Annotated in this window: 1 protein-coding gene; it reads left to right on the forward strand. The window is 66.7% G+C overall.

The features are described from left to right. The coding region (locus tag ENZ75_RS33805) for an SDR family NAD(P)-dependent oxidoreductase (RefSeq protein WP_128278698.1) at positions 1-531 on the forward strand (531 nt) is incomplete at both ends.

Here is a 531-nt window from a genome sequence, read left to right on the forward strand (position 1 = left end):
GTCGTCAACGGACGCAATGCCGAGCTGGTGGCGAAAACCGCCGCTGAGTTGCGCGAGCGCTATGGCGTCACGGTGACGGAAGTCGTCGGCGACGTCTCGAAGCCGGAGGTGCAGAAGGCGCTGCTCGTGGCTTGCCCCGAGCCGGACATCCTGGTCAACAACAATGGCGGACCGCCGCTTCGCGACTTCCGCACGCTCGATCGCGAAAAGATCCTCGAAGGCGTTACCCAGAACATGGTGACTCCGATCGAGCTCGTGCAGGCCGTGCTGGACGGCATGGCGGCGCGCGGCTTCGGTCGCATCGTCAACATCACCTCGCTGTCGGTCTATGTGCCCATTCCCGGCCTCGACCTGTCGTCCGGCGCGCGTGCCGGCCTGACCTCGTTCCTTGCCGGCGTGGCCAGAACGGTTGTCGACCGCAACGTCACCATCAACAGCCTTCTGCCGGGCAAGCTCGACACCGACCGGCTGCGCGGCCCGCATGAGGCCGGCACAGTCGAAAGCCCTCAGGCCGCAGCCGCGCGCAAGACC

The organism is Mesorhizobium sp. M7A.F.Ca.CA.002.04.1.1 (assembly GCF_004022805.1).
GTDB lineage: Bacteria > Pseudomonadota > Alphaproteobacteria > Rhizobiales > Rhizobiaceae > Mesorhizobium > Mesorhizobium ciceri.